Origin of the sequence: Mycobacteroides sp. CBMA 271 (assembly GCF_009729205.1) — a bacterium.
GTDB lineage: Bacteria > Actinomycetota > Actinomycetes > Mycobacteriales > Mycobacteriaceae > Mycobacterium.
This window is the reverse complement of sequence record NZ_VTHB01000001.1, coordinates 207,010-228,939: the sequence shown is the minus strand read 5'-3', so window position 1 is coordinate 228,939 and position 21,930 is coordinate 207,010. Positions and strand designations below refer to the sequence as shown.

At 64.7% G+C, this 21,930-nt stretch carries 15 protein-coding genes; 7 read left to right on the top strand and 8 right to left on the bottom strand.

The window, feature by feature from the left end:
• The first annotated feature begins 44 nt into the window (after positions 1-44).
• Positions 45-464 carry a DUF2752 domain-containing protein gene (locus tag FZI91_RS01090; protein ID WP_155936880.1) on the top strand — a complete coding sequence of 140 codons (420 nt, stop codon included), beginning with the start codon at positions 45-47 and terminating at the stop codon, positions 462-464.
• 4 nt (positions 465-468) lie between these two features.
• Here FZI91_RS01090 and FZI91_RS01085 read toward each other — a convergent pair whose 3' ends face one another.
• Positions 469-1,515: an oxygenase MpaB family protein gene (locus tag FZI91_RS01085; protein ID WP_155936879.1), complete on the bottom strand. Its 1,047-nt coding sequence runs from the start codon at positions 1,513-1,515 to the stop codon at positions 469-471.
• Positions 1,516-1,619: 104 nt separating this feature from the next.
• Positions 1,620-2,585, bottom strand: a complete 966-nt coding sequence (locus FZI91_RS01080) for a helix-turn-helix domain-containing protein (RefSeq protein ID WP_162525426.1) — start codon at positions 2,583-2,585, stop codon at positions 1,620-1,622.
• Positions 2,586-2,821: 236 nt separating this feature from the next.
• Here FZI91_RS01080 and FZI91_RS01075 point away from each other — a divergent pair, with 236 nt between their 5' ends.
• The 5 genes from FZI91_RS01075 (at position 2,822) to FZI91_RS01055 (ending at position 16,029) form a co-directional block, all read left to right on the top strand.
• On the top strand, positions 2,822-10,480 hold the full coding sequence (locus FZI91_RS01075) for a non-ribosomal peptide synthetase (protein WP_155936877.1): 7,659 nt from the start codon (positions 2,822-2,824) through the stop codon (positions 10,478-10,480).
• Between the two features lie 62 nt (positions 10,481-10,542).
• Positions 10,543-11,901, top strand: a complete 1,359-nt coding sequence (locus FZI91_RS01070; RefSeq protein WP_162525869.1) for an MFS transporter — start codon at positions 10,543-10,545, stop codon at positions 11,899-11,901.
• Positions 11,902-12,074: 173 nt separating this feature from the next.
• The gene (locus FZI91_RS01065) at positions 12,075-13,391 is read left to right on the top strand and encodes an HNH endonuclease signature motif containing protein (protein WP_155936876.1); all 1,317 of its coding nucleotides are present in this window, start codon (positions 12,075-12,077) and stop codon (positions 13,389-13,391) included.
• 56 nt (positions 13,392-13,447) lie between these two features.
• Positions 13,448-15,019 (top strand): phosphoglycerate dehydrogenase, encoded by a 1,572-nt coding sequence (gene serA, locus FZI91_RS01060; RefSeq protein WP_309224093.1) that lies wholly within the window; start codon positions 13,448-13,450, stop codon positions 15,017-15,019.
• On the top strand, positions 15,016-16,029 hold the full coding sequence (locus tag FZI91_RS01055) for a 3-isopropylmalate dehydrogenase (RefSeq protein ID WP_162525868.1): 1,014 nt from the start codon (positions 15,016-15,018) through the stop codon (positions 16,027-16,029). Before serA ends, FZI91_RS01055 begins: the two co-directional genes overlap by 4 nt.
• Positions 16,030-16,045: 16 nt before the next feature.
• Here FZI91_RS01055 and FZI91_RS01050 read toward each other — a convergent pair whose 3' ends face one another.
• A complete protein-coding gene (locus FZI91_RS01050) occupies positions 16,046-17,239 on the bottom strand; it encodes an MFS transporter (protein ID WP_155936874.1) in 1,194 nt (397 codons plus the stop codon).
• A gap of 105 nt (positions 17,240-17,344) precedes the next feature.
• On the opposite strand from FZI91_RS01050, the gene FZI91_RS01045 reads away from it, so the two are divergent.
• A complete protein-coding gene (locus tag FZI91_RS01045) occupies positions 17,345-18,121 on the top strand; it encodes an IclR family transcriptional regulator (RefSeq protein WP_155936873.1) in 777 nt (258 codons plus the stop codon).
• 6 nt (positions 18,122-18,127) lie between these two features.
• Here FZI91_RS01045 and FZI91_RS01040 read toward each other — a convergent pair whose 3' ends face one another.
• Genes FZI91_RS01040 through FZI91_RS01020 form a run of 5 tightly spaced genes read right to left on the bottom strand, consistent with a single transcriptional unit; the run spans position 18,128 to position 21,861 of the window.
• Complete coding sequence (locus FZI91_RS01040; RefSeq protein WP_155936872.1) at positions 18,128-18,850, bottom strand: class II aldolase/adducin family protein; 723 nt, start codon at positions 18,848-18,850, stop codon at positions 18,128-18,130.
• On the bottom strand, positions 18,847-19,647 hold the full coding sequence (hcaB, locus tag FZI91_RS01035) for a 3-(cis-5,6-dihydroxycyclohexa-1,3-dien-1-yl)propanoate dehydrogenase (protein WP_162525867.1): 801 nt from the start codon (positions 19,645-19,647) through the stop codon (positions 18,847-18,849). The genes FZI91_RS01040 and hcaB overlap by 4 nt, the downstream gene beginning before the upstream one ends.
• The gene (locus FZI91_RS01030) at positions 19,644-19,913 is read right to left on the bottom strand and encodes a dihydrodiol dehydrogenase (protein ID WP_155936871.1); all 270 of its coding nucleotides are present in this window, start codon (positions 19,911-19,913) and stop codon (positions 19,644-19,646) included. The genes hcaB and FZI91_RS01030 overlap by 4 nt, the downstream gene beginning before the upstream one ends.
• Entirely contained in the window at positions 19,910-20,521 is a 612-nt protein-coding gene (locus FZI91_RS01025; RefSeq protein WP_155936870.1) for a 3-phenylpropionate/cinnamic acid dioxygenase subunit beta, read from the bottom strand. The genes FZI91_RS01030 and FZI91_RS01025 overlap by 4 nt, the downstream gene beginning before the upstream one ends.
• Positions 20,518-21,861 (bottom strand): aromatic ring-hydroxylating dioxygenase subunit alpha, encoded by a 1,344-nt coding sequence (locus FZI91_RS01020; protein WP_155936869.1) that lies wholly within the window; start codon positions 21,859-21,861, stop codon positions 20,518-20,520. Before FZI91_RS01020 ends, FZI91_RS01025 begins: the two co-directional genes overlap by 4 nt.
• Positions 21,862-21,930 lie beyond the last annotated feature (69 nt).

Below are 21,930 nucleotides of genomic sequence, written 5' to 3'. Positions count from 1 at the left end.
GGCTTTTGCGTGGACAACCCAGCCGAGGGCGATACTGGACCTCGATGACCACCACCGTCGCCTCTCGAATGGCCGCCCCCGCCGCTATAGCTGGCGTGGCGGCAGCGGGTTGTGCGGCCATCTGGTTTGCCGACCCGACGACGCCCGGCGGAGTGTTTCCCGTCTGCCCGTTTAAGGCGGCCACCGGACTTGACTGTCCCGGCTGCGGCGGCCTGCGCATGGTCTATTCGCTGATGCACGGCAACCTGCTGGGCGCACTGCACTACAACGCGGTGGCGTTGGTGGCCTTGGGGTTTCTCGCGGTCTGCTTCGTCGCGTGGACCCGCACCCGTTGGCGTGGAGAAGCCGATTGGGATCCGCCCTGGATGCGAACATGGGTGCCGGCGGTCACCCTGGTGGTGTTCGTGGCGTGGTTCATTGTCAGGATGATTCCGGTTGCACCGTTCACCGCGCTGCGCGTGTGATGTCTTAGGCGGATCGCTCCATCAGCTCGCGCGCGTTCTCGCCCAACGTAATTCCGTCGTCGCCGATGAACAGGCGAGAGATGTGCCGGGCAATCGGCTCGACGGTGAAGGGGAGGAACGCGGGCTGCGTCAGCCGCAGCAGCATGGCCAGCACAGGGTCGGCGATTCGCGGAATTCCCAAATGGCGGCGAACCTTTGGCGGCACCACCGCAACGGAAGGTACGGCGGTGACGAGGGTGATGGCGGCCACCGCGGCGGCCGTCAGCCCGCCGAACCCGCGCGCGTTTCTGATGACCGATAGCGCGAATCGTGCACCGCCAGGGACGAATCCTTGCACCATCCGGTATTCGGATTCGATCGAGTCGTAGTACGCCGCCACCTCATCGGAGGTGACGGGCACCGTGTCGGGATCTGCGCCCATGAGTTCGGCGAATGCCTTGACCTCCGAAAAGAACTGGTCACGTTGGGCTTCGGGAAGGCGGCGGGGGATGAGACGTCCTGGTGCAGGCGTGTTCTCGTAGATCCGCAGCGCCGCATGCATGATCGTCACGTGTGCGAAGAGGATCAGCGCGGGGCCCTGTGCGTCGTAGGGCCGGTCGGTGCCCGGGATCATGCCCTTCATGTTGCGGTGATAGTGGCGCAGGTGCGCGGCCAGGGCGTCGGCACTTGCGGTGTCGCCGAAGATCATCGGTATCGGGACCCCAGCGGTGCGTTGAATGCGTTTGACGGTGTCATCGAAGTCGATCTGATTGCGCTTGCTCTTGGTGAAGACCGGATCGTGATTGATCTCCACGGCCTGCAGCCCCTCGTGGCTGCCCTCCAGGAGCGCCGTCACCAGGACGATCATCGGCGCGACCGAGGGATGCAGGAACACCTTCCAGGTCACCGAGCCCGGACCGAAGTAGCCGTAATCCGGATGCCCGTCGGGGCCGGTGCTTTGCCCCGCGGGGGTGGCGCCGTCTCCGCGTCGCCAAATCCGGGCTTGGGAATCGCCTCGTGGCGGCAGGCCCGCCGAGCGCGATGTGACGGTGTGTGCGGCTGTGCTTGGCATCGTTGCCTCCCGGGGAGCGGTTCGCGTCATACCATTGGAACGTTAACAACCGTCGTTGTCAACGATGACGTGCGCAACCGTTGCCGAGGCGGCTTCTGTGGCAGCTACCAGCGGTTCGCGTCGATGAGGTCCAGGCCCAGCGCGGTGGCGTCGTGAATGACGGCTTTCCCGTCGCGGCGGCTGCGTACCAACCGCGCGCGCCGCAGTGCAGAGGTGTGTTCGGACGCAGATGCGGGGCTGATACCGAGTTCGCGGGCGATGTTGCTGGTGGTGCGCTCCTCGGATAGCACGCGCAGCACAGCCGCTCGGGTCGATCCGAGTATGGCCGCGAGCGGGTCGGATTCTTCGCCGACACGGAGGAGCAAATCGATGGGGGTGGGATACGCCAGGATGACCGGCTGGTCGTCAAGTTCGCCGACTAGCGGTGGTCCCGCCCAGAAGACGCTGGGTGTCAACACCATGCCTCGGCCGCGCAACGCGATGGTGCGGCGTTGTGGACTGTCGATCTCAAGGCAGTGGCCATTCCATCGTGCGCCGGGGATCAGCTCGCTCAGTGCGGCTCGCACACCGTGGCGCGCCATCAAGCGGCCCTGCCTGGCAAGTTCAATCTGATGGTTGGCCTGGATGTCGGGCCAGTATGGTTCCAGTACCGCTCGGTATGCGCTAGTTGTCATGCGCCCCAACGCCATATTTGCCGCGTGATCGCCGGCGAGGGCGTGCCGGAGATAGTGCGGCGCACCGGAACCTTCGGTCGGGCCGCGCCCGAAGACGGTTAGCTCCGCGTTCGCTTGTTGCCGGCTCAGTTCGTGGATGGACTGCATACCCTCATCGAAATTGTCGCCCAGCACAGTTGGTGACAATGACCACGAAAAGTGGTTCACCAGTGCTCGTCTCGGTGCCGTCGATATCGGGAAGGCGGCCAGCGCGTGAGAACGCCATCGTTCGCCCCACGGTGTGCAAATGCCTTGCCGCAGCGCGCGGCTGGCGAACTTCATCTCTAACAAGGGAGCTGGCATGGGCAGAAACCGCGTCAATGCGAGGTCATTCGCGGTGAATTCGAGTCGCAACACAGTGCCCTACAACCCTCTGGCCTACAACCCGCTGGGAGGTGCTTCGGCGAGCATTTCAACACAATATGCCCTTACCTTTCGGCACACCCACGAAATCGTCGCAGTGCGTAGAACCGTCGAAAGCTCGTCCGATGCGGTGAACGTTTCGGTGTCGGTCGAAAGGCTGTACCGCTCGCATACGCGGCGGTTCAATCGAGCAATCGGGTACAGGCGGGCGACAGAGAATCGGGGCAATCATGAGCGTCGATCCTGGCCGAACGTTGTTGTCCCTAGATCTGCTCGACGACGATGAGCACGCCCAGCTTGCTGCATGGGGCAACCAGGCGGTGCTGCGAGTGCGATCGGAGACGGCGCTGTCGATTCCGGCGGTGTTTGTCCGGCAGGTGGAGCGTGCTCCGGACGCGGTAGCGCTGACCTTCGAGGGCCGGTCCATGTCGTACCGCGAGCTCGACGAGGCTGCTAATCGGCTGGCACACTTCCTTGCCGGAAAGGGCGTGGGGCCGGGACAGTTTGTGGCGCTGCTCTTTTCGCGGTCGTCCGAGGCCATCGTGGCACTTCTGGCGGTGCTTAAATCGGGGGCGGCATACCTGCCGATCGACCCGGCCCTCCCATCGGCCCGGATCGACTTCATGCTCACCGATGCTGCCCCAGTTGCCGCGATCACCACTGCTTCGCTTGCGCACAAGTTGGACGGATTCAGGGTGCCAGTGGTTCATGTCGACGATCCCGCCATCCGCGGCCAACCCTGCACGGCGCCACCGGTGCCGGCCCCCGGAGACCTCGCCCACCTCATCTACACCTCGGGCACCACCGGTGTTCCCAAGGGTGTTGCCGTGACGCAGCACAACGTTGTCCAGTTATTCGACGAGTTGGACATCGGCGTGGAACTGGCGCCGGACCAGGTGTGGACGCAGTTCCATTCCTACGCGTTCGATTTCTCGGTGTGGGAGATCTGGGGAGCACTACTGCACGGTGGCCGGCTGGTCGTGGTGCCGGACGCGGTGGCGCGTTCGCCGGAGGACTTCCACGCACTCCTGGTCAGCGAGGGCGTCACGGTGTTGACCCAAACCCCCTCGGCAGTCGGGATGCTCTCACCGGACGCGCTGGAGTCGACGGCGTTGGTGATCGGTGCCGAGCCGTGCCCGCCCGAGCTGGTTGACCGGTGGGCCCCGGGGCGGGTCATGGTCAACGTCTACGGGCCGACCGAAACGACGATGTGGGCGTCCAAGAGTGCGCCGCTGAAGGCAGGGGCGGCGGGCCAGCCGGTGCCGATCGGTTCGCCGGTCGCACGGGCGGCCTTCTTTGTGCTTGACGGATGGTTGCGGCCGGTGTCGGACGGTGTGGTTGGCGAGTTGTATCTGGCGGGTGCAGGGGTCGGGTCCGGCTATTGGCGCCGAACGGCGTTGACGGGGTTGCGGTTTGTGGCCTGCCCGTTCGGTATGCCGGGCGATCGAATGTATCGGACCGGGGATCTGGTGTGTTGGGGTGCGGACGGGCAGCTGCAGTATCTGGGCCGGGCTGATGAGCAGGTCAAGATACGCGGATATCGGATCGAGCTCGGCGAAATTCAGGCAGCGCTAGTGCGGCTGGATGGGGTGGACCAGGCGGTGGTGATCGCCCGCGAGGACCGCCCCGGTGACAAGCGCCTCGTCGGCTACATCACCGGAACTGCCGATCCGATTGGCGTTCGTACTGCCCTGGCCAAGCGGCTTCCGGGGTACATGGTTCCGGCGGCGGTGGTGGTGTTGAAGACACTGCCGTTGACGGTGAACGGCAAATTGGACAAGCGCGCCTTGCCGGCACCCGAATACCACAGCGGTGGAGCGGATTACCGGGCGCCGTCCACTCCGGTGGAGAAGGTTCTGGCCGACATCTACGCCCAGGTGCTCGGTATCGATCAGGTCGGCACCGACGACTCGTTCTTCGACCTGGGTGGCGACAGCATCTTGTCGATGCAGGTAGCCGCTCGTGCGCGGGCCGCTGGTGTCTTGTGCCGGCCGCGCGACATCTTTGTCGAGCAGACCGTGGCCCGGCTGGCCCACGTGCTGACGCGAGCCGACAGCGAGTCCACGGATGTCGATGAGGGAATCGGGCCGGTCTCGGCCACCCCGATCATGTGCTGGCTGCGTGGCGTGCGGGATCCCGTTGGGGCAGTGGCGCAGTTCAATCAGACGGTGGTGCTGCGGGCGCCCGCCGGTACCGCCGAGGCCGACGTAGCCGCTCTGTTGCAGGCGCTGCTGGATCGGCACGCAACCCTGCGATTGCGTGCCAAGAACAGTGACCGCGGGTGGCTACTGGAGGTGCCCGACAAGGGTTCTGTCGATGCTCAAGCGTGTCTTCGCACCGTCGAGGCGTTGTCCGATGAGGCGTTGGTGGCGGCGCGTTCGCGGTTGGATCCGGCGGCCGGAACGATGCTCAGCGCCTTGTGGGCGCCCGGCTCGGGCGAGTTGGCGCTGATGATCCACCACCTTGCCGTGGATGGGGTGTCATGGCGAATACTGTTGGAAGACTTGAATATTGCCTGGGCGCAGCATCGCAACGGTCAGGAGGCGGTTCTGCCGGCCGGTGGGACATCGTTCACTCGGTGGGCATCGCTGTTACAAGAGCACGCACGAACCGCGGATGTGATGCAGTTGGCCGATGTCTGGCGAGGGGTATCCGCGGTTCGGGCGGCGGTATCGGCGGTGCAACCCGGCCTGGACACCTATGCCACCGCCGGCTCCCTGTCGGTATCGTTGGATGCCGAGACCACCGCGCTGCTGCTTGGTGAGGTACCGGCGGCGTTTCATGCTGGGGTGCAAGACATTCTGCTGATCGCCTACGGATTGGCATGGAATGAATTCCTATCCGCCGCGCACGGTGCCAGCACAGCACCCATCGGCATCGACGTCGAAGGTCACGGCCGTGCCGAAGAACTGTTCGCCGACGTTGATCTATCACGCACGGTGGGATGGTTCACCGCCAAGTACCCGGTGGCACTGTCCGTGGGAGAGCTGCCGTGGACACAGGTGATCGACGGCGGCTCTGCCCTGGGCGCCGTCGTGAAGGCCGCCAAGGAACAACTTCGCGCACTCCCGGATCCCTTGACCTATGGCATGCTGCGCTATCTGAATCCGGATATTGACCTGACGGCTCCGGACCCAGCCATCGGGTTCAACTATCTTGGGCGCCTCGGTGCCGGGGCGACCGACATTTCCGACGAACTGTGGCAGATCAGTCAGGAGAATTTGTCGTCGGCCGACGCATCTTCGGCGGTTGCGATGCCCGTGATGCACACCGTGGAAGTCAACGCCGGCATCCTGGAAACGAGCGCAGCGACCGGCCCACGTCTGCAGGCGGGGTGGACGTGGGCGCCTTCGGCGATTGACGCGCCCGCGGTCCAGCGGTTGAGCCGACTGTGGTTTGAGGCCCTCACGGGGATTTGCGCTCATGTCCGTGACGGCGGCGGCGGGCTGACTCCGTCCGACATCGTTCCGGCCCGACTGACTCAAGACCAGATCGACGAATTGGCGCACCGACACCGCATCGCCGACGTGCTGCCGCTTACTCCGGTGCAGCAGGGCCTGCTGTTCCACTCGACTGTCGCCGCGCTCGGTGATGTGTATGCGGTGCAACTGGACATCACCCTCGTCGGCGCCATCGATCCGCACCGCCTGCGTGATGCGGTGCATACCGTGGTGAAACGGCATCCGAACCTGGTGGCTCATTTCTGTACGCACTTCGGTGAGCCGGTGCAGGTCATTCCGACGAACCCCGAGATTTGTTGGCAGTATGCCGAACTCGACTCCGAGGGGGAGATAGATCGGCTGTGTGCTGGCGAGCGTATTGCGGTGTGCGACCTGGTAGACAAGCCGACCTTTCGGGCGGCGTTGATCCGTGCGGAGGGAAGCAAGCACCGGTTTGTTCTGACGTTTCATCACGCCGTGATCGACGGGTGGTCGCTGCCGATTCTGTTGCAGGAGATCTTCGCAAGTTACTTCGGACAGCGCCTTTCAGCCCCGCCGTCGTACCGCAGCTTCGTCAGCTGGTTGGCTGACCGGGATCGTGATGCCGCACGCGCCGCATGGAGCAGGGCGCTAACGGGTTTCGACACTCCCACCCTCGTCGCTCCGCTTGCCGCCCCGGGACCGCGCGGTGTCGAGTCGTATCTCCTGCCGGCCGAGATCACCCGCTCCGTAGGCGATCTGGCGCGGTTGCAGCACACCACAGTCAGTACGGTCTTGCAGGCTGCGTGGGCGCAGCTGCTTATGGTGCTGACCGGTCAGGACGACGTCACCTTCGGCACGGCGGTGTCGGGTCGCCCGGCAGAGTTGGCCGGGTCCGACTCGATGGTCGGCCTGTTGATCAACACCGTCCCGGTGCGGGCGCGCGCCACGGCGACCACCAAGGTAGCCGAACTACTGGGGCAGATGCAGAGCCGCCACAACGACACCCTTGAGCACGAACATTTGGCGCTCAACGAGATTCATCGTCTCGCTGGCCATGAGCGCTTGTTCGACACCCTGTTTCTGTACGAAAACTATCCGGTGGACGCCAGTGCCTTCGTGGGTGTGGAGGGCTTGGCTATTACAGATTTCACCAGCCGCGAGTACAACCACTACCCGCTGTCGGTGATGGCACTACCGGGCAACGAGCTGGGCTTGCGCGTCGAATTCGACACTGCATCCTTCGATGTGGCCAGCATCGGAGCTTTGGTGCGGCGATTCCGGCGGATCCTGGTTGCCATGACCGCCAACCCCGCGCGGCGGGTCCCGTCGATTGATGTGCTTGACGACGATGAGCGTGCTCGACTCGACAACTGGGGCAATCGGGAGGTGTTGGCCCGGTCCCCGTCTGCGGCGGGTTCGATTCCGGGGATGTTCGCCCGCCAGGTCGACCGTGCGCCGGAGGCGGCGGCGCTCACCTTCGACGGTCGGTCGATGACCTACCGTGAGCTCGACAATGCGGCCAATCGATTGGCGAACCGGTTGGCCTCGTACGGTGCCGGACCGGGAGAGTCTGTGGCGCTGTTGATTCCACGTTCCGATCACGCGATCGTCGCGATCCTGGCAGTGCTCAAGACGGGCGCGGCCTACCTGCCGATCGACCCGGCGGTGCCGATGGCCCGGCTCGAATTCATGCTTGCCGATGCCGCACCCATCGTCGCCGTCACGACGGCCGAGCTTCGCGTTCGCTTGGTCGGATCGAATGTGCCCGTTATCGAAATCGACGATCCTCGAGTCGATGACCGGGACACTTATTCGTCGCAGGCACCGGAGCCGGACGATATCGCGTACATGATCTATACCTCCGGTACCACGGGCGTCCCTAAGGGCGTGGCCATTACACACGGCAACGTCACCCAATTGATCGCGAGCACCCTGCCTTCTGAGGAAGGGCAGGTGTGGTCGCAGTGGCACTCGCTGGTCTTTGACGTGTCGGTGTGGGAAATCTGGGGTGCACTGCTCCATGGTGGCCGGCTGGTGATCGTGCCGGATTCGGTGGCGGGCTCGCCGGAGGATCTGCACAACCTGCTAGTCGCTGAGAAGGTCAGCATCGTGCATCAAACCCCTTCTGCGGTAGCCATGTTGGACCCGGAAGGCTTGGACAATGTGGTGTTGGTGGTGGCAGGGGAGGCGTGCCCCACCGACATAGTGGACCGGTGGGCGCGTGATCGGCTGATGCTCAACGCCTACGGCCCGACTGAGGCGACAATCTACGCCGCGATCAGCGCGCCGTTGGTGCCCGAAACCGGCATGGTGCCCATCGGTGCTTCGGTCCACGGCGGCGCGATATTCGTACTCGATGGCTGGTTGCGCCCGGTGCCGCCGGGCATCGTCGGCGAGCTGTATCTAGCCGGGCGGGGACTCGGGGTCGGCTATGTCCATCGGTCCGGATTGACCGGATCACGTTTTGTGGCATGCCCGTTCGGTGCTGGTGGAGCTCGGATGTACCGCACCGGAGACCTGGTGCGGTACCGAGAAGACGGTCAGCTGCAGTACTTGGGCCGCACCGACGAGCAGGTAAAGATCCGCGGATATCGCATCGAGCTCGGTGAGATTCAGGCGGCGCTCGCTGAGCTGGACGGCGTGGGTCAAGCGGCGGTGATCGCCCGGGAGGACCGACCCGGTGACAAGCGTCTCGTTGGGTACTTCACGGGCGGCGCCGATCCGGCCATGCTGAGAGCCGCACTGGCGGAGCGACTTCCGTCGTACATGGTCCCTGTCGCGGTGATCGCGGTCGAGGCAATGCCGCTGACGGTCAACGGCAAGCTCGATAAGCGCGCGCTGCCCGCACCCGTGTATCACGACGCCGCTCGTTACCGGGCGCCAGAGAACGCGGCCGAGCAGACCATCGCGGACGTCTACGCGCACGTGCTCGGTATTGAGCGGGTCGGAACCGACGACTCCTTTTTCGATCTCGGCGGGGACTCGATCTCGGCCATGAGAGTCATCGCGGCGATCAACACCGCTTTGGGCGCCGACATTGCCGTGTGGACGTTGTTCGAGGCGCCGTCGGTGAGAAGCCTGAGCGCGCATCTGACCGGTGGAGCCTCCGTGGCTGTCACTGAAACCACCGGACCGAGCTTTGCGTCCGTCCACGGCCAAGGGGTCACGGAGGTGCGCGCAAGCGATCTCACGCTGGACAAATTCATCGACGCGGCAACATTGGTCGCTACTCCCACGCGGCCACATGCGGGCGGCGATCCGCGCCGGGTGCTGCTCACCGGAGCCACCGGCTTCCTCGGCCGTCACCTTCTCTTGCATTGGTTGCAGGAGATGGAGCGTGTCGGCGGTGCGCTGATCTGCTTGGTGCGCGCCTCCTCCGACGAAGATGCGCGGCGGCGTCTCGACATGGCATTCGACAGCGGCGATCCCGAGCTGGTGGCGCACTTCGAGAAATTGGCGGCAGACCGGCTGGAAGTTATCGCCGGCGATAAGGGCGAACCCAATCTGGGGCTTGACGTGCAGACGTGGCAGCGGCTGACCGACTCCGTTGACCTGATCGTCGACTCGGCGGCCTTCGTCAACAGCGTCCTGCCCTACGGTGAGCTTTTCGCGCCGAACGTCGTCGGCACCGCCGAGTTGATCCGATTCGCCCTCACCACGAAGCTCAAGCCTTACACATTCGTGTCAACATCGGATGTTGGCCGCCAGATTGACCCGTCGAGATTCACCGAGGCCGCCGACATTCGAGATATCAGTCCCACCCGCGCCGTCGACGGCAGCTACGCGAACGGCTACGCCAACAGTAAGTGGGCCGGTGAGGTGCTCCTGCGGGAGGCACATGACATGTGCGGACTGCCTGTCGCCGTGTTCCGCTCCAGCATGGTCATGGCCGACACCCGCTACGCGGGCCAACTGAATGTGGCCGACACGGTCAGCCGGATGGTGCTGAGCATCATGGCGACCGGTGTCGCGCCCGAATCGTTCTACCAGCTCGACGCTCACGGCAATCGGCAGCGCGCGCATTTCGACGGTCTGCCAGTGGAATTCGTCGCCGAGGCGATCGCCACCTTGGGGGCTCAAGCGGTCGACGGGTTCCAGACCTATCACGTGATGAACCCGCATGACGACGGCATCGGGATCGACCAGTACATCGACTGGTTGATCGAGGCCGGTCATCCGATCGAGCGCGTCGGCGACTTCGGAAACTGGTTGGTGCAGTTCGAAGCCGGTCTGCACGCGTTGCCGGATCGGCAGCGTCAGAGCTCTGTACTGCAGATGCTGATGATGTTGAAGCAGCACGGACATCTGCGGGCCTCCGAGCCGACACACGGGTCCTATGCTCCGGCCGACCGTTTTCAGGCTGCCGTGAGGCGGGCGAAAATCGGTACATGCCAAGATATCCCGCACGTTTCGGCGCCGGTCATCGTCAAGTACGTCGCCGATCTGCAGTTACTCGGATTGTTGTAGCCGCGTGGACGAAATCGCGACGGTCTCGGCACGGACCGAACCGCTGCGCTAGTGTCCGCCGGGTGGCCGTAGCACCGGAGACCTCACCCGCCGCCGTGAACGTTCCGCGGAGCCGGATCGTCATTGCGTCCATGGTGGGCACCAGCATCGAGTTCTTCGATTTCTACATCTATGCCACCGCGGCCGTGTTGGTGTTCCCAACGTTGTTCTTTCCCAAAGGAGATGACACCGCGGCGCTGCTGTCCTCGTTCGCGACCTTCGGGTTGGCCTTCGTTGCGCGCCCGGTCGGATCGATGCTGTTCGGGCATTTCGGTGACCGGATCGGTCGCAAGGCCACCCTGGTCGGGTCGCTGATGACGATGGGCATCGCAACGTTCGCCATCGGACTGCTGCCCACCTTCGACACTGTTGGCTACTGGGCTCCGGCACTGCTCGCGTTGATGCGCTTCTGCCAGGGGCTCGGTTTGGGCGGCGAATGGTCCGGGGCGGCGCTGCTGGCCACCGAAACCGCGGAGGAGGGTAAGCGCGGCTGGGCGGCGATGTGGCCGCAGCTCGGCGCACCGATCGGCTTCTTCTTCGCCAACGCGACGTTCCTGCTGCTGATGCTGCTGCTGAAATTCGACGCCAAGACAGCCGCGACCAATCCCACATTCTTGTCCTGGGGCTGGCGGGTTCCGTTTCTGGCCAGTGCGGTCATCGTGATCGTGGGTTTGTATGTGCGCCTCAAGCTCACCGAGACACCCGTCTTCACCCAGGCCGTCGCCGAGGGCAAGAAGGTGCGTGCGCCGCTGGCCGAGGTGGTCAGGAATTCGCGGCGCCAGCTGGTGATCGGCACCTTCGTCATGCTGGCCACGTACACAATCTTCTACGTGGTCACCACGTGGGCCGCGTCATATGGAACGGGGAAGGTGCTCGACAAATCCGGGATCAAGCTTTCGATCAGTTACGTCGATTTCCTGCAGATGCAGCTGGTTTCGGTGCTCCTGTTCGCCGCATGTGTGCCGATATCCGGGTGCCTGGCCGACCGGTACGGTCGCAGGCCCGTGCTGCTGACGTTCACCGCCGCAATCATCGCGTTCGGGCTGTCGTTCGGCTGGTTCCTCGACCCGGCGACGGTAGACAAGCCCACCATGCTGGTCTTCCTGAGTCTTGGAATGGCGTTGATGGGCTTGTCCTTTGGGCCGATGAGTGCGCTGCTGCCCGAGCTTTTCCCGACGAACGTGCGCTACACGGGATCGGGGATCGCCTACAACTTCGCCTCCATCATCGGCGCCGCCGTCGCGCCGTTCATCGCGACGTGGCTGGTGCATGACTACGGCGTCGGCTGGGTGGGCGTGTACCTGTCGGTCGCCGGTGTGCTGACTTTTGTGGCGCTGCTCGTTGCGCGGGAGACGCGGGGAGTGGATTTGGCTGCCGTGTGACAACTCCCGTCGTCGGTCGACGACGGCTCACTGCGGTGCGGTCAGTACCGTCCCGACTCCGGGAGGCGCGGGGGAAGCTGTTGGTCCCACGGACATGAAATCACTTCTGCCTCAATAACTTCATTGGTAACAATCAGCGGCTAGTTGTCGGTGGGTGTCTTTACGATTCGCATATGAGTTCGATTGGGGTGTTAGAGGCGGCGGTTGACGCTTTCTGCGCTGGGTCGATCGAGGAACTCACCGCTGCCGAAGCGTTGACGGTCTTGGCGCGGTTGGAGGTGGTGCGGTGTCGGTTGTCTTCTCGGGGTTTGGGTTTGATCTCCAAGGTGACGGTCCACGCCTCTCCTGTGGAGTTGGGCGGCACGTCATTCCCGGATGTGATGTCGCGGCGGTTGCATATCAGTAAGGGTGCGGCCGGGCGCCGGATCGCCGATGCCCAGCAGCTGGCACCTAGGCGTGCGTTGACGGGTGAATTCTTGGCGCCCGTATTGCCGAATGTGGCTGCGGCCCATGGGCGGGGCGATACCGGCGAGGAACATGTGCGGATTGTCCGACAGTTCTTTGACCGCCTCCCGATGGTGGTGGATGCCCCGACACGCGAAGCGGCCGAACAACAGCTGGCTGTGATGGCAGCGCAGTTTCGACCCGAACAACTGCGCGCCGGTGCCGAACGCATGATGGCCCTGCTCAACCCCGACGGCGAATTCTCCGATGTGGATCGGGCCCGGCGCCGGGGTGTGAGCATCGGGCAGCAAGGGTTCGATGGCATGTCCCCAATTTCAGGACTACTCGACCCCGAAACCCGCGCCTACCTGGATGCGGTGTTCGCGAAACTGGCCGCCCCCGGCATGTGCAACCCGGCCGATCAATCACCGCTCGTGGATGGCGAACCGTCACCTGAGGCCGCCGAACACGACACCCGCACCAACGCCCAACGCAACCACGATGCGCTACAGGCGTGCTTGCGCTCGACCGTCGCCTCCGGCGAGCTGGGTTCCCATCACGGCCTGCCGGTCACGGTCGTGGTCACCACTACCCTGCAGGAGTTGGAGAACGCCGCCGGGATCGCCATCACTGCCGGCAGCACGAGGTTGCCGATGCGTGATCTGGTCCGCATGGCCGCTCACGCCCACCACTACCTGTCGGTCTTCGATGATGACAGCCGACCGCTATACCTGGGACGTTCGAAACGCATTGCGTCGGTTGATCAGCGGATCGTGTTGCACGCCAAAGACCGCGGCTGCACCCATCCGGGATGTACGGTGCCCGGCTACCTGTGTGAAGTGCACCACGTGGATGAATGGGCCCACGGCGGTCTTACCGACATCGATAACCTGACCTTCGCCTGCGGCCCCCACCACCGCCTCCTAGGCCAGGGCTGGACCACCCGAAAACACGCCGACGGCACAACTGAATGGATACCCCCGCCACGCCTCGACATGGGAGTCGTTGACCGAGGTGGTGCGGATCGGGTGTTAGAGCAGGTGTGATGCAAGCCTCGTCACGGTCCGCACTAGGCTATGACGACGTGAGCGAACGTCCAGTCGTGTTGATTGCCGACAAACTTGCCCAGTCGACCGTCGAAGCACTTGGCGACGGTGTGGAAGTGCGCTGGGTCGATGGCCCCGACCGCCCCGCGCTGCTGGCGGCGGTGCCCGACGCCGACGCGCTGTTGGTCCGCTCGGCGACCACCGTTGACGCCGAGGTGCTGGCCGCCGGCACCAAGCTCAAGATCGTCGCGCGTGCCGGCGTCGGACTCGACAACGTCGACGTCAAGGCCGCGACCGCCCGCGGCGTGCTGGTGGTCAACGCGCCCACCTCCAACATCCACAGCGCCGCCGAGCACGCCGTCACGCTGCTGCTGGCCACGGCGCGGCAGATCCCTGCGGCCGACGCCTCACTCAAGGCGCACACCTGGAAGCGCTCGTCCTTCAACGGCGTCGAGGTGTTCGGCAAGACCGTCGGCGTGGTGGGTCTGGGCCGCATCGGCCAGCTCGTCGCGCAGCGGCTCGCCGCGTTCGGGACGCACATCGTCGCCTACGACCCCTACGTCTCGGCGGCGCGTGCCGCCCAGCTCGGCATCGAGCTGCTGACCCTCGACGAACTTTTGGGTCGGGCAGATTTCATCTCGGTGCACTTGCCCAAGACCCCGGAGACCGCGGGCCTCATCGGCAAGGACGCGCTCGCCAAGACCAAGCCGGGCGTCGTCATCGTCAACGCCGCGCGTGGTGGCCTGATAGACGAGGCCGCGCTGGCCGACGCCATCCGCAGCGGACACGTCCGCGGCGCCGGCCTCGACGTGTTCTCCACCGAGCCGTGCACCGACAGCCCGCTCTTCGAGCTCGACCAGGTCGTGGTGACCCCGCACCTGGGTGCGTCCACCAGTGAGGCGCAGGATCGCGCCGGCACCGATGTCGCCGCCAGCGTGCAGCTGGCCCTGGCAGGCGAATTCGTGCCCGATGCCGTGAACGTGGGCGGGGGAGTCGTCAGCGAAGAGGTCGCGCCGTGGCTCGAGGTCGTGCGCAAGCTTGGCGTGCTGATCGGCGCCGTCTCCGAGCAGCTGCCGACCTCGCTGTCGGTCGACGTGCGCGGTGAGCTGGCTTCCGATGATGTTGCGGTGCTGAAGCTTTCCGCGCTGCGCGGACTGTTCTCGTCCGTCATCGAAGACCAGGTGACCTTCGTCAACGCGCCCTCGATCGCCGACGAGCGCGGCGTGAGCGCCGACATCACCACCGCCACCGAGAGCCCGAACCACCGCAGCGTCGTTGACGTGCGCGCCGTCTACGCCGACGGTTCGGTGATCAACGTGGCCGGCACCCTGTCCGGTCCGCAGCAGGTGCAGAAGATCGTCCAGATCAACGGGCGCAACTTCGACCTGCGTGCCGAGGGTCTGAACCTCGTCATCAACTACGCCGACGTGCCCGGCGCCCTCGGCAAGATCGGCACCGTGTTGGGCGCCGCCGGCGCCAACATCCAGGCCGCACAGCTGAGCCAAGACGCCGCGGGTGAGGCGGCCACCATCATCCTGCGCCTGGACCGCACTGCCCCGGATGCCGCACTCGACGAAATCCGCGCCGCCGTCGGTGCGACAACTCTTGAACTGGTGGATCTTTCGTGACAAGACTTGCAGTCATTGCCGGTGACGGCATCGGCCCCGAGGTCATCGGCGAGGCCGTCAAGATTCTCGACGCCGTCCTGCCCGGTGTGGAGAAGACCGCATACGACCTCGGCGCTCGCCGGTACCTGGCCACGGGCGAGCTGATGCCGGCGTCGGTGCTTGAGGAGATCCGCGGACACGACGCCATTCTGCTTGGCGCCATTGGTGATCCGGCCGTGCCCAGCGGCGTGCTGGAACGTGGTCTGCTGCTCGATACCCGCTTCGCGCTGGACCACCACATCAACCTGCGTCCGGCCAAGCTGTACCCCGGAGTGGTGGGACCGCTGGCCGGGAATCCCGCCATCGACCTAGTGGTGGTGCGCGAGGGCACCGAGGGGCCCTACACCGGAAACGGTGGAGCTATCCGCGTCGGAACCCCGCACGAGGTGGCCACCGAGGTCAGCCTGAACACCCGGTTCGGGGTAGAGCGGGTGGTGCGCAACGCATTCGAGCGTGCCGAGGCCCGCAGCAAGAACCTGACGCTGGTGCACAAGAACAATGTGCTCAAGTACGCGGGCACGCTGTGGACGCGCACGGTCAACGAGGTCGCCGTCGAGCACCCGGATGTGCAGGTTTCCTACCAGCACATCGACGCCGCCACCATTCACATGGTGACCGATCCAGGCCGGTTCGACGTCATCGTCACCGACAACCTTTTCGGCGACATCATCACCGACCTGACGGCCGCCGTCACCGGTGGAATCGGTTTGGCCGCAAGCGGGAACATCGACGGCTCGGGTAAGAACCCGTCCATGTTCGAGCCTGTGCACGGCAGCGCGCCGGATATCGCTGGGCAGGGGATCGCGGATCCGACGGCCGCCGTGGTGTCGGTCTCGCTACTGCTGACCCACCTCGGCGAGACCGAGGCCGCCGCGCGCGTGGAGAAGGCCGTGGAACAGCACCTGGCCACCCGCGGTGACGAGAAGCTGTCGACCTCGGCCACCGGCGATCGGATCGCCAGCTTCCTGTAGTGCGTTATCGGCGTACTTAGACCGGTTCGCGTTCCAACTTGACCGGGACCAAACCGACTGCCACCAACGGAAACACCGCGCATACCGCGAACACCGCCGAGAACCCGGCCACCGAGGCGAGCGCCCCGAAAACCGGAGGAGCGACGGCAGCAGTCAGCAGCTGACTGGTGTTCTGCGTGCCAAGCGCGCGTCCGCTCCAGAACGGCCCGGCAATCTCGGCGATGGAGGTGAATGCCAACCCGTTGTCGGACACCGTGATCACCGATGCCGCGACCATCACCAGCACGCTGATCGACCAGTCCAGCTGATTGGTGACGGCCAGCAGTGCCATGGTCACCGACGCTGCGGCCGCGATCACCCGGATCGGCCGCATACGTGAACCCCAACGGTCAGACCACATTCCGGCCGCGACCCGGCCGAGGGCGCCCGCCAGCTGGGCCACGGTCACCATGATGCTGGCGGCGCCGATGCTCCACCCCCGATCGGTGACCAGCCACACCAGGGTGAACGTCCACACCACCACCTGTGGAACTACCAGCAGCACCGACACTCCGTGGATGAGCCACAGCAGCCGCGACCGCCGATACGGATTGGCCAGATGCTCCTCGGGCGCCTCGGAACGAGGTGGCCGCGGCGGATCGATGATCCCCACCAGACATATGACCGATGACACCGCGCATACGATCGCCGGGAAAATCAAAGCCGTTGCGATGCCGTGTCCTTCGGCGATCCGTGGAATCACCAGCGCGCCCACCGCGACACCCAGCGGCTGCGCCATCTGCCGGATGCCCATGACCGTCCCGCGCTGATGCGGCGGGAACCAGCCGACCACCACGCGTCCACTCGCCGAATTGCAGGCGGCGGCGGATGCCCCACCCAGCAGCAGGAACACGCCCGTCAGCACCAGGGACGGCGATTCGGCGGCGGCAAGGGCGGCCAATGCGGTCAACGCCAGACCACTCACCAAGGCGATTCGCTCGCCGAACTTGTCGATGAGGGCGCCCCATGCGATGAGCGTCAACACCATGCCGAAACTGGGCATCGCGGAGAGCAGCCCGGCGTTGGCGAGGTTGAGCCCGCGCTCGGTGTGCAGGGTCGGTATGAGGAAAGCGGCACCGTTGATGAAGACATTGGCGCCGGCAGTGGACCCCAGGGCTATGGCCAGCATCGCCCAACGACGTGCTGTACCAACCTCGTCGACTGAAACCATGCCTCTATGGTTCCACATTGATCCCAATATGTTGAACTGTATTCCCAGTATATGAGACTCCCAGTAGGTCTTGCCCATTCTCTGCTATGAGGTACGTTCTCTGTTATGCAGAAAGGGGACGAGGCGTCGGTGCCGCAGTATCCGATCGAGTCTGTCGATAAGGCCCTGCGGCTACTGCTTCTGCTAGGTGAGCAACCGGAGATTCGGTTGAGCGAGGCGGCGAAGTTTCTCGGAGTGGCGACCTCAACGGCGCACCGCCTGCTCGCGATGTTGCAATACCGCGGGTTCGCTCGGCAGGACCCCGTATCCAAGGCCTACCTGCCGGGCCCGGCACTGACGGGCGTGGCATTCGCGATCTTCGGACGTATCGACATCCCCGGCGCGGCCACCCCGATCATGCGCACCCTCAGTGAAGGTCTGCGTGAGTCGGTGCACCTGGGCCTCTTGGACGGAGCCACGGTGCGATTCGTCGCCGCAGTGGAGGGGCCGACGGCTGTTCGGGTGGCCTCGCGGCTCGGCCGGATCATGCCGGCGCACTGCACCTCGACGGGCAAGGTCATGCTGGCCGAGTTGACCGAAGGTGAACTCGTTCAGCTATACCCAGAAGAAGACCTCCAACGCGTTACCCCGCACTCGATCGGCAGCCGTCGTGAACTCGAGCTAGAACTGCTGCGGATCCGCAAGCAGGGCTATGCGGTGAATCGTGAGGAGAGCGAGGAAGGCGTTGCTTCCCTTGCGGTTACGGTGCCCACCCGGGCTCCCGGGCTGCGTCTCGCGCTCAATGCGGCCGCCCCCGTCCACCGGGTGAGTGCTTCTCAATACGCCGAGATCACCCATGCGTTGCATGAAGCGGCGCGTCACATCGGTGACCAGCTGGGCTGAAAGGCCCTAGTGGGAGGGGAGACTCGCGATCTCGTAGCGCCACGCCGCCTCGGCCGTGAATGCGGGACCGAGGTCGGGTAGGTCGTCCCAGTCCTCATCGGCGAGGGCGCGAGGCCTGCCACCCGCGGAGACCACCCGCAATGACATCTCCGACAACCGCTCCAGGCTGAGGGCCTGCAGCACCGCCTCCGCCACGGTGGATGCCGCGCTGACGATGCCATGGCCGCGGCAGATGACAAGGGGGCGTTCACCCAATGCGGCAACCATCTCCCGTGCCAACAGGGTGGTTCGGATGAGGACGGCGCGCTCGTACACCGGCACACCACCCCTCGCCAGCCATGCGCCCGGAATGTCATAGGCCCCGTAGATCGGAAGCACAGGTACGCCGGCCAGATCGGCGGCCACCGTGGCGGGCGGATGCACGTGCACCACTGCGCGTCGATGGGCGTTGGCGAGCAGTGTTTCGGTGTGGATGGGAAGTTCGTTGGGCACCCGGTATCCATCGAGTTCACCTGTAGCCGCCGCGCTTCCGTCGAAACACACCAGCCGGATGTCCGTCGCTGTGGTGAAGGCGACGCCGGTATCCGCCTCGCTGCGGCAGCGCACGAGCAGACGGTCCTCGTCCACACGCAGGCTGATATGCCCGAGGATTCCATCCACCAAACCGCGATGCGCAGCGACCCGGCAGCCTTCTGCAACCAGCGCACGTTCGGCGGCGTAGGACGTCATGACGGCAACCCCTTTGTTCCCATGCCGAAACCACCGTCGGAATGGGTGCTGGTTCCGGTGATACCACGGGCCCGGTCACTGGCCAGAAACACGTAGCTCCACGCGTGATCGGCGCCCGTCAATGCCACCTGCAATGGGGTGCGGGCGGCCAGGCTACGGGCCCGGTCGGCAGTGTCATCGAGCCGGTCTTCCCGCTGTCCAAGGCTTTCCAGCCCGCGCAGATCGGTGTGCAAGGTCCCGCCGGGCGCCACACCGTTGACCCGGATGCCGGGTGCCAGCTCATGGGCCAGGGTTGTCACCAGCCCGCGCACCGCGAACTTGGATGCCACGTACAGAGTTCCGCCCCGCCCCGGGTAGTACGCCGATGTCGATTCGGTCAGCACGATGGACGCGCCCTGGGCCGCACGCAGCGCGGGTAGGGCGGCTTTCACGGAGTGCAGGTGGCTCAACACATTGGTCCGGAACATCTCGTCGAACGCTTGCTGCAGATCTGGCGCGTCGAGGTCGGAGATGCCGCGATAGAAGTCGAAGACACCCACGCAATTCACCAGGGTATCCAGCCCGCCGTACGCATCCACTGTCTCGGTCACCGCGCGATCGTTGGCATCCTGGGTGACCGCGTCTCCTTCGATGACCGTGATCTGGGGCAACTCCTCGCGCAGCGCATGGCATTTCGACTCGTCTCGCTCCAGTACCGCGACCGCCGCGCCCTCGGAGAGGAAGGCGTCGACCACGGCACGGCCGATACCCGATCCGGCGCCGACGACCAGTGCCCGCTTCCCGTCGAGCCACGTCACGGCAGGTTCTCCTCATCGGAGAGCAAGGGTGCGTTGACGTTTCCGACCATTGCGGCCAGCGTGCGGGTGTTCTGCCAGGTGATTGCCTCCACCTCCAACGCGTCGAGGCTGATCCACTGACCAGACTTGGGAGAGAGGATCAGTAGTCGAGAACCGTTGCGCGTCTGGACCTTGCGTACCTGGACCTCGGTGAATTCGTTGCCGATGACCAGTGTTTCACCGGTGGCCCCGTCCAGTAGCGCGGCGAGCTGGTCGGCGTGGCTCATAGGAACACCGCGAGGTTCTGCATCCTGATCACCGATTCGTCGACGGAGATGATCCGGCGGGCGAGTTGCCACTCGTCGCCGGTGCGGCGCAGCAGATCCTCGCGACCACACGACAACAGCGCATGCTCGTTCACGTCGCCGCGACTGCGGAACAGCAGTACCGCCGACTCGACGACGAGGTGAGCCTCGTCTTGGGTGGCGAATGCCCGGATGTTGGTGACGAAGTGCCGAAGACGGGACGGCGGATCCTCGGTCCAGGCGTGTTCGGTCAGGAAGCGGGCGACCCGGCGATCGAGGGAGTACTTGTTCTCGTCGAAGTGCGCCATCCCGGGTGAGGTGTCGAATCCCGCCCCGAGGGCGGTGGTGACGCGCACCGGCATCACGTAGTGGATGTCCTCGGTCAAGGTGGCGAGCCACTGCTCGTACTCCTGCGCATCGAACAGGTACGCCTCGTCCACCAGGAACTGATGTGCCTGTAGATGCCGGATATCGTTGAAGGGAAGCGGTTTTCCCACCCGCGTATGGCGCGAAGCATGCGCACCGAGCACCGACTGCTCGGAATAGCTGCCCGCTCCGGGAGCGCGATGGTACCGACCGACGGTTCTCATACCGGACGCACCTGCTCGCAAGGCGACTGCAGATAGTCGGCCCACAGATTGAGTAGTTGGCGCTGATTGTGTTCGTTGTATCCGACCTGTGCGCGGCCCGGCCCATGAAAAAGATTGGGCGGCAACGGCTCAACTACGGCCCGGTCGTCTTCAAGCAGGCCCATGCGGCTGTTCAGCAGCAGGCGCCGGGCCATCGTCCCGGCGGCGGTGTTGGTCAATGACACCCAGTTCTCGACGTCATCCTGTTCGAACATCCCTGTCGACCCGAAGCACATGAGATAGGCCTTGTACGACTTCTGCTTGTACTCCTCGGGCGCCGCCGAATCCACGGCGAACCACGAGTAGACCTCGGTCTCGTTCTCGCTCACCGGCTGCCACATCCGGATGGAGATGAAGGGCAGAACCTCATCTCCATCGCCCACTTTCGGCCAGTTGTGCACGAAGCTGACGTTGGGGAAGCAGGTCGCCGCCGAGAACATGAAACCGTCCTCGGCGACCACTTGTTGTTGCACGGGGGTCCAGGCGTCTTTGATCCGCCAGATCATGTCGTCGGTGTAGCCGACGTACCGCATGCGCTCGTCGAAATCACCGGGAGGCAACTTGTAGGTGGTGCCGCCACCGGGGCCTGCCCAGTACGTGGCGCCATCCTTGCGTTTTTCGGCCTTGGGCTCGCGGAACAGTCCGATTTCGACGACGGAGGAATGGGTTTGGGGGGTGTGGTACATGTCGCCGGCGAAGTTCTCCGCCCCGATCTTCCAGTTGGCCTTGACGCGCCAGCGCTGCGGGCCATGCACCTCGAGACCTTCGCGGCTTTGGCGGGTGTAGAAGTCTAGATAGAACCGGAAGTCGCCGAGAAACTCTTCTAGGGGCGGCGCCTGGGGGTCAAGGCTGATGAAGATGAGCCCGTTGTACAGCCCGAGATTCGGTGCGGGTACCAGTGTTTGGCCCTGCCTGCGGAACCCGTCCTCGCCGCCGTAGGCGTCATTATGGAAGGGTAGCCCGATGATGCGACCGTCGTTGCGGTACGTCCAACCGTGGTACGGGCACCTGAAGTTCGACGCATTTCCCATCTCGGCGCGGCACACCTGCATGCCTCGGTGCAGGCACATATTGAACAGTGCGCGCACCTGACCATCGGATCCTCTGGTCACGATGAACGAATCGTCCAGAATCCGCCGCACCACATAGTCGCCGTTATGTGGAACCTCCGACTCGTGCCCGACGAACATCCATGTCCGGCCGAACAGATGCTGCTTCTCTAGCTCGAAAATCTCGCGGTCGTTGTAGATGTGGGCGGGGATCAGGCCGCGGCGAACGCTGTCGAACACCGTGTCGGACATCCGACCCTCCCACCATTAATTCTGAATAGCAGAAATGCATTCTGTAAAGACAGCATGCACCACGGCGGC

What these genes read in the sequence shown, in the direction of transcription:
- FZI91_RS01025 (WP_155936870.1), bottom strand. Translation starts at nt 20,521, where the DNA reads ATGAGAACCGTCGGTCGGTACCATCGCGCTCCCGGAGCGGGCAGCTAT.
- FZI91_RS01085 (WP_155936879.1), bottom strand. Translation starts at nt 1,515, where the DNA reads ATGCCAAGCACAGCCGCACACACCGTCACATCGCGCTCGGCGGGCCTG.
- FZI91_RS01040 (WP_155936872.1), bottom strand. Translation starts at nt 18,850, where the DNA reads ATGACGTCCTACGCCGCCGAACGTGCGCTGGTTGCAGAAGGCTGCCGG.
- FZI91_RS01050 (WP_155936874.1), bottom strand. Translation starts at nt 17,239, where the DNA reads ATGGTTTCAGTCGACGAGGTTGGTACAGCACGTCGTTGGGCGATGCTG.
- FZI91_RS01065 (WP_155936876.1), top strand. Translation starts at nt 12,075, where the DNA reads ATGAGTTCGATTGGGGTGTTAGAGGCGGCGGTTGACGCTTTCTGCGCT.
- FZI91_RS01045 (WP_155936873.1), top strand. Translation starts at nt 17,345, where the DNA reads ATGCAGAAAGGGGACGAGGCGTCGGTGCCGCAGTATCCGATCGAGTCT.
- FZI91_RS01030 (WP_155936871.1), bottom strand. Translation starts at nt 19,913, where the DNA reads ATGAGCCACGCCGACCAGCTCGCCGCGCTACTGGACGGGGCCACCGGT.
- FZI91_RS01020 (WP_155936869.1), bottom strand. Translation starts at nt 21,861, where the DNA reads ATGTCCGACACGGTGTTCGACAGCGTTCGCCGCGGCCTGATCCCCGCC.
- FZI91_RS01075 (WP_155936877.1), top strand. Translation starts at nt 2,822, where the DNA reads ATGAGCGTCGATCCTGGCCGAACGTTGTTGTCCCTAGATCTGCTCGAC.
- FZI91_RS01090 (WP_155936880.1), top strand. Translation starts at nt 45, where the DNA reads ATGACCACCACCGTCGCCTCTCGAATGGCCGCCCCCGCCGCTATAGCT.